At 62.9% G+C, this 12,018-nt stretch carries 7 protein-coding genes and 1 pseudogene; 6 read left to right on the top strand and 2 right to left on the bottom strand.

Annotated elements, in window-relative coordinates:
• The first annotated feature begins 61 nt into the window (after positions 1-61).
• The 3 genes from L593_RS06315 (at position 62) to L593_RS06305 (ending at position 2,614) form a co-directional block, all read left to right on the top strand.
• A complete protein-coding gene (locus L593_RS06315; protein ID WP_020446106.1) occupies positions 62-1,063 on the top strand; it encodes a site-specific integrase in 1,002 nt (333 codons plus the stop codon).
• Between the two features lie 95 nt (positions 1,064-1,158).
• Positions 1,159-2,043, top strand: a complete 885-nt coding sequence (locus L593_RS06310; RefSeq protein ID WP_020446105.1) for a hypothetical protein — start codon at positions 1,159-1,161, stop codon at positions 2,041-2,043.
• 241 nt (positions 2,044-2,284) lie between these two features.
• Positions 2,285-2,614 carry a hypothetical protein gene (locus L593_RS06305; protein ID WP_049893921.1) on the top strand — a complete coding sequence of 110 codons (330 nt, stop codon included), beginning with the start codon at positions 2,285-2,287 and terminating at the stop codon, positions 2,612-2,614.
• Between the two features lie 55 nt (positions 2,615-2,669).
• On the opposite strand, the gene L593_RS06300 is transcribed toward L593_RS06305, so the two are convergent.
• Entirely contained in the window at positions 2,670-3,749 is a 1,080-nt protein-coding gene (locus L593_RS06300) for a site-specific integrase (RefSeq protein WP_020446103.1), read from the bottom strand.
• Between the two features lie 9 nt (positions 3,750-3,758).
• A complete protein-coding gene (locus L593_RS06295; RefSeq protein ID WP_020446102.1) occupies positions 3,759-3,995 on the bottom strand; it encodes a ribbon-helix-helix domain-containing protein in 237 nt (78 codons plus the stop codon).
• Positions 3,996-4,742: 747 nt separating this feature from the next.
• Here L593_RS06295 and L593_RS06290 point away from each other — a divergent pair.
• The 3 genes and pseudogenes from L593_RS06290 to L593_RS06280 all read left to right on the top strand — a co-directional run bounded on the left by L593_RS06290 (position 4,743) and on the right by L593_RS06280 (position 11,970).
• The gene (locus tag L593_RS06290; protein WP_020446101.1) at positions 4,743-8,213 is read left to right on the top strand and encodes a PD-(D/E)XK nuclease family protein; all 3,471 of its coding nucleotides are present in this window, start codon (positions 4,743-4,745) and stop codon (positions 8,211-8,213) included.
• A pseudogene (locus L593_RS16520) lies at positions 8,213-8,800 on the top strand (UvrD-helicase domain-containing protein); the annotation flags it as partial. The gene L593_RS06290 and the pseudogene L593_RS16520, both read left to right, overlap by 1 nt.
• Before the next feature lie 221 nt (positions 8,801-9,021).
• Complete coding sequence (locus L593_RS06280; protein WP_049893917.1) at positions 9,022-11,970, top strand: exodeoxyribonuclease V subunit beta; 2,949 nt, start codon at positions 9,022-9,024, stop codon at positions 11,968-11,970.
• Positions 11,971-12,018 lie beyond the last annotated feature (48 nt).

Here is a 12,018-nt window from a genome sequence, read left to right as displayed (position 1 = left end):
TTCACCCTTCGGCCCCGAAATCGAGCGGTTCACGGCGTCTAACGGGGCTCCATGAGACACCATGGCAACCCGAAACGACGACCTCGAACCGATCGAACCGCGCACCGCGCAGCAACTGTTCCTCGACCACAAGGAGACCCACTGCTCCGACGCCACCGTGCAGGCGCATCGCTACAAGACGAACCACTTCATGGAGTGGTGCGAGGAGAACGACGTCGACAACCTCAACGAGATCTCCGGCCGCGACGTGCAGACCTACCGGCTCTGGCTCCAGGAGAAGAGCGATATGAAGAAGATCACCATGCGGATCCATATGTCGACGATGCGCGTCTTCTTCAAGTGGGCCGGGAGCGTCGAAGCGGTCCCCGAGAACCTCTACGACAAGGTGATGGTCCCGAGCGTCAGCCGGGAGGATCGCAAGCGCGACGAGACGCTGGACACCGAACGAGCCGAGGAGATCCTCGAGTACCTCTCGACGTACGAGTACGCCTCGGACAGGCACGTCGTCATGGCGCTGCTCTGGAACACCGGCATCCGCATCGGCTCGGCGAAGTCGATAGATATCGAGGATATCGACTTCAAGAACGGACACCTGGAACTGCAGCATCGGCCCGATGAGGGGACCGAGCTGAAGAACGGGGAAGGCGGCGAGCGGCTGATTGCAATCTCCTCTGACCTCGCGAAGCTGTTCGGGGACTACATCGACGACATTCGGATTCCGATCGAGGACGATCACGGCCGACGGCCGCTGCTGACGACGCGACGCGGCCGCATGTCGCGGGCCACGATGCGCCGGCTCGTGTACGACGTCACGGCCCCGTGCTTCTTCGACGACCCGTGTGAGGATTGCAAGGCGGACATCAAAGGCGCTCGTTGTGGCGGCGCAGTCAGTCCCCACTCGATCAGGCGCGGCAGCATCACGCACTACCTCTCCGAGGACGTGCCGGTCGACGTGGTGAGTGAGCGGATGAACGTCAGCAGGAAGACGCTGGAGCAGCACTACGACAAGCGTTCAGAGGAGGTGAAGGTCGAGCAGCGGCGGGCGCATCTCGAAGAAATGTGATGTGATCTCTGGATGAATCAGTAACCTAACAGCAGTTCAGCGGTTTTGTCACCGCTGCTGCTTTCTACGTGGCACCACGAGGTCGCAACTGACCGATGGATCGTCTCGTACACTACCACCATCCCTGCGACGATACATTCTCACTCGCATATTGTGGTGAATCTCCTGCAGATCTTGACGACTATCGAAGCGACGCAGATGGTCCCACGAAGAGCCTCGGGTATCCCTTCGAGACGCCGGTCTATCTCCTCTTCGAGGGAACTCATTCGGCCAAGACTGCGAGCGATCTCGAGTACGATTCTGACTTCGTGGAAGACCAAATTGCAGGGCAACCCCGACCGACGCAGATCGTCGCCTTTCGGCTCATCGAACTCCTGGAAGCAGCCGTCGACGTACGCGAGGAAGACGAGTTTCGCCTCTACAAGGAGTTCGAACCGGAGCAAATTCACGAGGCCCTCCAGAACGTTTCCTGGGGTGAGGTGCTCCCGACTGTTGCGGGAGAGTTGCTCTCAAACCTCGTTCTCAGGCATTCGCTCCCGAACGCCAACCACCGGACCGGCATTGCACTCGCCCAGCTCTGCATCGAGACCGTCGATCCCTCTTTCAAGATGCCCAGCACGCACGTTGACGACGAAACGTGGAAGGAGTGGATCGACCCCTACATTGTCGAGTCAAAGCGCATCATTACTGTCAGGCGGAACAACGTCCGATTCAAACATCTCGCCGAGCTCGACGTGGATCTCGTCGAACGAAAGGGCGGCATTCGGATTCGGCTCTCTGACTACGAGCTGGACATGTATCCGAGAGAGGCTCTGAGAAAATACGCGAAGATACACGAGGAGCACTGTGTCGATTTGATCACAGAACTTCTCAAACGGGCAGATCGGTCAGATCTCATCACGCAATCTGGACCGACGAAAGAGGAATTCGTGGAGTATCTAGATACTGGCGTCGACAGAGACTTCAGAGAACTCTTCTGACTAGTCGCGAAGCTCCGCAACGGATTCGCCAACCTCACGCACGTGCTCGCTCCGTTCGATGTCGAGCTCTTCGGCGAGGTAATCGACGGTCTCTTCGAGGCTCATATCGCTAGAAAGCTACTCTGTAGTCATAAGCCTAGTGCTCGCTAGCGAGGGAAATCATTGCTAGAAAGGAATCTTCTAGCTGGACTAGGATCGTTTTGGGGTAATCTTTATCCGGGATGGTGGTGCCACCGTCCTTGTGCTACTAGACCATCTCCCACCGCTATTAGTACAGAACCTGTCGGTGTTCGGCCTCATTGTAGTGGGCTTTCTCGTAGAGAAGCGGTATGTGAGCCGGCCGTCGATATTCGCAAACGCAATAGCGATAAATGTTCACGTGAATCAGAAGACTCTCCCTCCCGAGTGGTTGGTGTGGTACGCCAACATCGCCTTTATCGCAGGGATGATTGCAATATGCTTCTACGCCGTAGATGAGTCTCTACCGAGCGAATTCTATGGACTCGCGCTTCTTACCTATTCGTCACTACCAGTTGCGGGAGTGGTCATCATCTCTTCCCTGTATGTCTGAATAGCAAATGAGATAGGTGCCGGTGCTGAGCCGGCTCCGGATATGAGGACTTTCCTCATTCCTTATCGACTGTTTGGCCGCCATCCGTCACCGCGTACTGCTGCATATTCTCCTCTAGAACCTCCAGCCTCCGCCGCGATTTCTGTTCCTCTGTCCGGTGGTCGTAGTGTTTGTCCAGCACGGGAACGGAGACGTCGACGCGATCGCTCAGGAGTTCCTTCGAAATCCCCTCGTCGAGCTGGTTCATGATGGCCCATTTCCGCAGCGGATGCGTGCTGAACCGTGACGGGCACTCTGCGGCCTTGGAGTTCGTCGCCGCATCGCAGTCATCGATGTCCCGATCGTGCGGGCACTCGTTCGAGTAAACGCAGGGGCGACTCATCTTGTAGAAGTCCCGCCGAATAGTTGCTTTCGTCGGCCTGCCATCGGAGGTCGTAAACAGCGGCTCCCTGCCGTACTGGTCGGTCACGTCGATCCGACGATGGTCGATGTAGGCGACGATGAGATTTCGCAGTTCCGGCGAGACGTTGACGATCCGCTCGCCCTTGGCGTCGTTCTTGAGCGGCGTTCCATACTCGTCGGTCCCCTCCGGCCGATCGCGAATGTAGATCGTCTTCTCCTCTGGGTCGAAGTCCTCCAAGTCCATGCCCCGAACGGCGCCCAGCCGCATCCCGACCTCCGCGATGAGCTCGAATTCGAGGTGCCGCCGGGAGGCTCGATCGAACTGCCGGGAGTACGATTTGATCCCTTCGACCTCCTCGTCGGACGGCACCTCGTAGTTGACCTCTTCCGCCTCGGGTACGTTGGGCATGGGCACGCGCTCGGCGAGCCCCTCGGGCACCGCGTCGATGTTCTCACAGAAGCGGAGGAAGCGCTGCAGGATCGCGAGGTTTCCGTTGAGGGACACCGTCGCCAGACCGGCCTCCTGCTTCCGCCACGTCTTGAACTGCATGAGCTGACGGCCCTTCACGTCGTTCATGTCGTCGATGTCGGCCTCGTCGGTCCAGTCGACGAAGATGCTCAATGCCGACTCGTACTTCCGGAGCGTCGCAGTCCGAAGGTCGTCCTCCCGGTGCTCGAGGTACCAGTCCAGCGCGTCCTGCGGTGAGATCGGATCGAGTGTGTCCATCGTCATGTCATCCTCTCAGTCGCCGAAGCTCTCCTGCGTTGGATCGTAGGGGTCGGTCCCTCCGATCGGACGGTTGTTCTTGGACTCCGTACGCAACGCGGGGATGTCCTTCGGGTTCTTCTCCAGGTAGTAGCGGAGTGCCCTTTCGACGAACTCCGATTGTGTAACTCCCATCTGTTCGCGTGCTGCTTCGATCGCCCTGGCTCGCTCGCGGGAAACCCGCGTCGCGTAGGCCGTTGATTCCTCGCCCATCGTCAGTCACTCCCAGAAGTTCCAGCCTTAAATAAAAAGGCGAAAAATAGGGAAAGGCGTGGATGGACAATGGGGTTGCCCGGATTTAGGAATTCAATTGTAGTATTCTTTCACCTTTGCTGCCTTCATTTGGAAAATTCGTAAAGGCGACCGGAAGTCATCCGATCGCCCCCGGTCCATTTCGAGCACCCGGATGTGCAGAATGGAATAAAGGCGATAATGGGGAATTTGGCCTTTGGAGCGGCCAGGTATTGAATGGAACAATGTTGGGTTCTCAGACAAAGCGCCGAAAATTATACTGGGTGCTCTCGGGCGCATATTGCCAGGTGAAAATTTAGAGTAGATTTCCCAATTCGGCCGAATTCGCCTATAGCTGGCCAATTAATTGGGGGAATTCGGCGTTTCGACCTCCGCGGTGCCGGTTGGATAGGCCTGGACGCTCACGGGAGAAGGATCGAGGCCAGCCGTCGCAGAGTCCGATCCATATCACCGGCATCCGTTTCTGCCGGCCGACTAATCGCAAATCCGCCGGGCCCGATGAGGCCGGGCACATTTGATCGCGAGAGGCGCTGTAACACTCTGTTACGTCACGGATTGGATGGCGACCGATCAGCCGCCAACTCCGAGACTGGTGCTGTAACGGACTGTTACACCGGAATTCGCTACTCAAGCGAATTGCCAGATTTGGATCCCCCGAACAAGCTGGGGCCAAGCAGATTGATATGGGTGGCTCGACGTAACCATGTCGTGACCGAGGCCGCCTCCCTCCTCGCGGGCCCAGATCCCGACGCCGCCACCCGGAGGGCCTTCCACTGGGCCGACGCGGAGGCCGACGACGCACCCGACGCTGTCCTCTGCCTCACCCAGAGTACCGACCGCGCAGACGAGCTCGAACGGCGTTGGGCCGAGGACCGCAATCCGCTCCGCTTCACTGCGACGACGCTCGACCGGTTCGTCAGCGGTTGCTACGAGCGAGCAACGGGGTCGCTGGCGGACACGACGCTCAGCAAGCCCGAGCGACTCCGCCTTGTAGAAGCCGCTATCGAGCGATTCGATGGCGGCGATGGCCCCTTTGGAGCGATCGAGCAGCCCACGAACGCCCTCGTCGACCAGGTCCAGGGGCTCTTCTCGCTTCTCGAGTACGCGGGGTACGCGACGCCAGACGAAATGGAACAGGCGCTTCGGTCGGCCGGCGCCGTCGGGGACGACGCCCTGGATCCCGACCTTTTCGCCTCCTTTCGCTCGACGGAGATCACTGACGGCGACGGGACACTCGAGTCCCAGGCCGCCATAATCCCAGAGCTGTATGCCGAATATCAATCGCTCCGTGAGGAGCTTCATCCCGACTGGAAGACGGTCAATTCCGAGCAGTATCTGGCGTTGCTCGACGGCGACCAATTACTCGACGCCGTCCCGGCTTCCGTCGACGCCGTCGTCCTCGATGGACTGACCCGACTCGCCCCAGCCGAACGGGAGACCATCGCCCGAATTGGTCGGAACCTCCCGACGGTCGCCGTCCTGTCGCTCGTCCACGACTCGATGGGTGGGAATGGACTCGACTTCGGCGTCCAACAGGAGCTCACGGTCTACCAGGCGATCGGCTTCCAGCTCGATTACAAGCCCCCCGAGTCCGTCGACGACCGACGGCTGGACGCCGTTCGGAGCCTCCACGTCGCCTCCCGCGATCCGCGGTCGTACGCCCCGTCGGAGGTAGGCATCGAGTGGCTCGAACCGTCGACGGAGCGCGAGGAAGTACGGACGATCGCCCGTCGGATTCGCGGGCTGCTCGCCCGGAACGACGTCGACCCGTCCGACGTCGGCGTCGTCGTCACTGACCGGACGACGTACCGGGGGATCCTCGCCGAGACGCTCGGGGGCTACGACGTCCCGTTCACGTTCACGAACGACATCGGGATCGAGCAGACCCTCGTCGGTGACGCCGTCGAGGGGCTCCTGGATCTCGCCGACGGGGAATCCGGCGTAACTCCACTCAGATCGCTCTGTTCGAACGCACTCGTCTCGCTGGAGGCGTTCGGCGTCGACCCGGCCGCGGTCCGTCGGGCGAAGGAGTCGGCTGACGGGGACTCAATCGAGGCCCTGCTCGACGCGCTCGAGGACGACGAGGCCGCGACGACGGCCGTCGGGATCGAAGACCTCCGCGACCGGGTGGATCCCGACGGCGCGTCCCTGGCGGGCTACGTGAAGGAGCTCGGGGACCTCCTGGAAGACCTCACCGTCGGCGAAGCCGTCGAGGAGCACGGATCGCCGTCGACGGCGACGGGCTCCCATCGACCCGCCTACGAGCGGTCGGCCTGGGAGTCGGTCGAAGGGGTGCTCGACTCCCTCGAGGCCATCGCTCCGAAAGTCTCCGACGAGGAGCCCGTCGGTCGGGGCCGACGGGCGTTACGCGCCGAACTGGTCGGCGGACCGAGCCAGCGCGACGGCTACGTCCGGGTGCTCCCGATGGCGGAAGCCGAGATGGCCTCCTTCGAGCACACCTTCGTGCTCGGGCTGACGTCGGGCTACTTCCCGACGGAACAGGACACGATGGCCTTCTTCGGCGCCGTTAACGACGCCGACGAGGAGTTCAGTCGGGCCCATACCGGCCGACGGGCCCGGTACATTCTCGGAACGTTGCTCACGGGCTCCGGCCAGGTGGTGCTATCCACCCCACGGCACTCCGTCGATGGCGTCGAGCACGTTCCGGCGCCCGTCGTCACCGAACTCCGACGGTACGTCGACGGGCCGTCCGACGGAGATGAGGCCGGCCGATCCGTCTGGCCAACCGACGGCGCTCCCGACGGAGCCCCGTCGGTGACGAGCGAAGACGTCCAGCGGCGGTACGCCAAGTGGGCCGGTCCCCAGTCGTTCGACTCCGTCGACGAGCCCGTCGCAGCCCTCGACGGGGCCGACGGGCTCACCGACGACGGACGGACCTTCGCTGAGAGGGGCCTCACGACTGCCTGGCGACGGGCCCAGCCCCATCACACGGCTCACGACGGGCATATCGGCGAGCTACTCGAGGAGATCTACCCGAGTTGGCGACGGGAGCCCTACAGCCCGAGTGCCCTGGAGAACTACGCCCGCTGTCCGTTCCTCTACCTCGCTAACAACGTCCTGGGGTTCGACGAGGACTACGGCGAGGAGAACGACGTCAGTCGGGCCGACCGAGGAATCTTCATCCACGAGGTCCTCGCGGACTTCTATCGCGAGCTCCGCGAAGAGGCCCATTCCCCGGTCGCCCTCTCCGAGTTTGATCGAGAACACCTCGAGTCAGAGCTACTCTCGAAATCGCTTGCCCGCGTCGACGAATTGGGATCGATCGAGACGCCCTTCGCCCGGCGGACCGTCACCCGGATCCTCGCGGGACTGGGGTCCCCCTCGGAGAACCCCTATTACGGCCCATCACACGACGGGGCTGATGGGCTCTTCGTCCGCTTCCTCGATGCCGAACTCGAGTCGGCCGACGGCGCCCATGCACGCCCGACCTATTTCGAGGGGGCGATCGGCATCGACTATCTTGACGACGTCGAGCTGCTGGCCGAGGAGCCGGTGACCGTCGAGACACCCGACGGGCCTGTCGACGTGTCGGGGATCGCCGACCGCATCGACGTCGTTCCCGATGGGGCGTCGCCCCATCTTCCCGACGGGGTCCGCGGGATCTACGTTCGAGACTACAAGACCGGGAATACTCCGGCCAGGGCCGACGTCACCGACGGGACGAAGCTCCAGCTTCCCCTTTACGGCCTCGCCCTCGAGGAGATTCTTGAGGACGCGACTGGCATTCCCCACGAGGCCATCGGTGGCTCCTACTATGGGCTCAAATCACCGACCGACGTCGATCCGACTGCCGGGCAGGTAACCTCGAAAGCGGCCGTCGGGTCAGACGACGGGCTCCCGCTCGTCACGCCGACGGGCCAGACCTGGCGGCTCCCGTTCGACGACGTCGAGCAGCACCGACGGTTCATTCGCGATGTGACCTCGTCGCGGCTCGGTCGGATCGCGTCGGCCATCGACGACGGCGCGTTCCACACGACCTTGTTGAGCGCGGACCACGCCGATTGCGAGGATTGCACGTTCCGGAATTCCTGCGACGTGCGCCATCACCTCCGACAGGACCAACTCGACGAGATCGACGAAGGCGAGCACTACGTCTCCGAGCGAGCCCGGGACGCGGAGCTCGATTTGGACGCCTACGGCGCCGGAGGTGGTAACTGATGGTCGACTTCGAGGACCTGGAGGAGCCCCAGCAGCTCGCCGCCCTCGCCCACGACCGGAACTACGCCGTTACGGCCGGCGCCGGGAGCGGGAAGACGACGACGTTCGCGATGCGGTATCTGAAGCTGCTGGAGCAGACCGACGCCGACCCCCACTCTATCGCCGCAATCACCTTCACGGAGAGCGGTGCAACGGAGCTCGAGGAGCGGGTGCGGTCGTCGGTGGGTGACCGGCTCTCCGGCCTCGATGGCGAGGAGTACGACCGGTGGCGCGAGTACCACGACGCGCTCCCGGAGGCCTACGTCCACACGATCCACGGCTTCTGCTCGCGACTGCTTCGTGAGTACGCCCTGGAGGCCGACGTCCCCGTGGGCTTCGACGTGATCGAGGAGACGGCCGCCAGAGGGCATCAGCTCGAGACCGTCGAGCGGTTCGTCGAGGAGAACCTCGAGGATCCCCGCATCGAGCGCCTCACCGAGCTCTACTATCGGGACCGGCTTGATGAGCTCCTCGGCGATCTGCTGGCCGAGCACCACGACGCCCGCCAGTGGGCCGACGAGTGGGCCGACCGAGACGCTGCGGAGTATCTCGAATTCGTCCAGAAGCGATACTCACCGATCGATCCCGACGATGCGCGGGATCGGTTGGGCCGGACGTCAGTCCAGAACGCGCTCGGCGACCTGCAGCAGGTGGCTGCCGAGGAGGATGCTGGCCAGAACCGCATCGGAATCGCGAGGAACGTCGCGGAGGCCGTCGAGACGTACGGCGGCGACGAGCGCCCCGGGCTCCCTGTGGATGCCCTGGAGACGTGGAGATCCATGACGCCGCTGCAGCGATCTGTGAGGCCCTCACAGCGGACGGCACGCCCTACAACGGCGGCTGGGACAGCTGGGCCTACGATCGACACGGCGATTGGGCCGGCGCGAACGGGAACCGCTACGAAGCAGCCACGACGGAGCTCGTCGACGCCTTCTCCGTCGAAGAGTGGGCGATCCCGGATCGGCTCGGCGTCGACCGGAACGCTGGCGAGTATTACGTCGCGCTCGCCTCGCTCTTCCAAGACCTGCACGACGCCTACGAGGAGCGCAAGCGCCGGGAGAACGTCCTGGACTTCGCCGACCTCATCGACGGCGCCATCGAGCTGTTACAGTCGTCTCCGGACGTTCGCGAGGACCTCCGCGAGACGTTCGACCACGTCATGCTCGACGAGGTCCAGGACACCGATCCGCGCCAGTGGGAACTGGTCGAGTTGCTCACCTCTCTCGATGACGAATACGATCGGCTGAACGTCTTCGTCGTCGGTGACGAGAAGCAGAGCATCTTCCGCTTCCGGGGCGCCGACGTCACGCAGTACCGGGCGGAGCGGATGCGACTTGCCGGGGCAAACGAGCGGGCCGGAACGCCCCCGCTGGACTCGGTGTACGAGAACGCTGGCGAGCGAGATCTGTCGGTGAACTTCCGGTCGCTTCCGTCGGTCCTCGAGCCGATCAACGGGCTCTTCGATGAGGTGTTCGGGAGCGTCCCCGAGATCCACAGAGACGCACCGCCCGGGATCGACGGCGACGCGACGGAGTTCGAGCCCGATCCCCAGGCGCTCCAGCCCGATCGATCGGATCACGACGGCGTCGGCACAGAGACGACGTTCGTAGCGGTGCCCGAGGAGGAAGAAGTGAGAGAAGGGGTGCTCGATGCGGAGCATCCGCTCCGGGATTTACCGGACGATTCCGTCGAACTCGACGCCAGGGCGCTCGCCGGTGAGGTGGCATCGCTGCTCGACGGGGATACCCAACGATACGAGCAAGAGGAAGACGGCGAGGTAGACGACAGGCCGACTGATCTCGACCCGTCCGACGTCGCGATCTTGCTCCGCAAGCGGACGCACCTCGAGACATACGAGCGGGCACTTGCATCGCTGAACGTGCCCTACACCGTCGCCTCCGGCATCGGCTTCTACGACAGCCCCGAGATCGTGGCACTGCGGAATCTCTTCAGCGTTCTCCAGGATCCGGACGACGACCTCGCGCTGTTCGGCGTGTTGCGCTCGCCGCTTTTCGGCTTCGACGATCCGACGGTCGTCGGGCTCTGGGAGGACGTAGACCGCAAGGAGGTCGGCAGCGGGGAGCTCTGGGCTGCGCTGGAGAGAACCGATCACGAGGAACTCTCCGCCGCTCGTGAGGCCATCGAGCGCTGGCGGGGGCTGGCTGGGGCCGACGGACCGACGACCGTCGTCGAGTCGTGGGACTCTCTGCTGGGCCGGATCATCGAGGACACCGGCTTCCTCGCGAGCCTGGCCGTCGGCGAGCGAGGTCAGCAGGCCGTCGCGAACGTCGAGAAGTTCCGCTCGCGGCTCCGTGGCTGGAGCGAGGACGGCCTGCAAACGCTGCCGGCGCTCGTCGAGCGAATCGAGCGGGAGGTCGAACTCTCCACGCGGGAGGGTGAGGCGACGGTGCCGGAGGACGCCGACGGCGTCCGGATCATGACGATCCACGACGCGAAGGGGCGGGAGTTCCCGGCGGTGTTCGTGCCGGGGATCTCGAAGGATTTCAATCTCAAAGCGAGCCATGGCGAGGGCATCGCGGAGTTCGAGACGGTTGAGGATCTTGTATCAAGCGAGCGGACGACGCTGTTGGGGATCAAGGGGCTCTCAGTTGGTGACGCGTTCGAGGAAGCCAACACGACACTCAAGCGGCGCCTGGAGTTCCAGCGCAAGCGCGAGGCAGTGGCCGAGGAGAAGCGGATTCTCTACGTTGCGATGACGCGGGCTCGGGATCACCTGCGGCTTGTCGGGACGGTCGGGTGTGACGGCGATGGGATCGAATCACTCGACACTGGTGATGAAGCGGACCCCTCGAACTGGCACGACCTAATCGGGCCGGTGCTCTTCGACGACGATGCTATCGCCAATCTGGCGGCGAAAGGGGAGGCGACGGCGCTTCGGAACGGGATGGGGCGAGCGACGGTCCGACTTCCTTTGGAGGGAACCGAACTACAGCAATCTGGATCGGAGGAGTCACCGGAGCTGACTCTCGACGTCGAAACGTCGGGGTTGGACCCGGAGTATTCGATACCGGCCTCGTACCTTGGCTCGTTGATCGAGGATGGCGCCCCCGGCGACGTCACGATGGATCACACGGGGCGCTACGTCAGCTACACGCCGCCGGATTACGAGGGACCGGTGGGCGATGGCGGGGCAGGCTCGATGCCGCGGAACGTCTTTGGCGACGTCGTCCACAAAGCGGTTGAGCTTGGTGTGACTCCAGAAGACGAGATGACGATTCGGCGGATGGCCGAGCAGTTCGCAACCGAGGACGACGAGTTCGTGAGAATCGAGGATTCGGACATCTCCGAGCTGCAGGCACACGTCCGGACAGCTGTCGAGTTCGTCGAAGGGATCCAGGGGACCGCAGTGGACGAGAAGCCCGTGCGGGCAACGCTCGAATCGGGCGAGGTCTATAAGGACATCGACCGGCTGGTGGTCACCGAGGATGCGTTCCACGTCGTCGACTACAAGACGAGCGCTGTAGAGGACCGGGCTCGAATTCAGGAGAAGGCGGAGCACCATGCCTGGCAGATGCGAGCGTACGCGGTCGCGCTTCACCAGGCCGATCCCGAGCGAGAGGTAGAGGCGACGTTACTCTTCACGACCTCGGATCACCCGGAACGGTTCCACTGGATACCCGAGGACCTCGAGAGTCTGACCGAAGAACTGGATGCGCGGATCGCATCGACTGTCGCCGAGCGTCGCGAAAATGAATAGCCGAATCGGTGGGGCGACGCGTGTTTCATCGGTCCACGAAACTTAGGA

Source organism: Salinarchaeum sp. Harcht-Bsk1 (assembly GCF_000403645.1).
Taxonomy (GTDB): domain Archaea; phylum Halobacteriota; class Halobacteria; order Halobacteriales; family Salinarchaeaceae; genus Salinarchaeum.
This window is presented reverse-complemented; position numbering and strand designations above follow the sequence as displayed.

Bases quoted from the DNA above. Each gene is read 5' to 3' on its own strand.
- L593_RS06315 (WP_020446106.1), top strand. From the start codon at position 62: ATGGCAACCCGAAACGACGACCTCGAACCGATCGAACCGCGCACCGCG.
- L593_RS06300 (WP_020446103.1), bottom strand. From the start codon at position 3,749: ATGACGATGGACACACTCGATCCGATCTCACCGCAGGACGCGCTGGAC.
- L593_RS06295 (WP_020446102.1), bottom strand. From the start codon at position 3,995: ATGGGCGAGGAATCAACGGCCTACGCGACGCGGGTTTCCCGCGAGCGA.
- L593_RS06310 (WP_020446105.1), top strand. From the start codon at position 1,159: ATGGATCGTCTCGTACACTACCACCATCCCTGCGACGATACATTCTCA.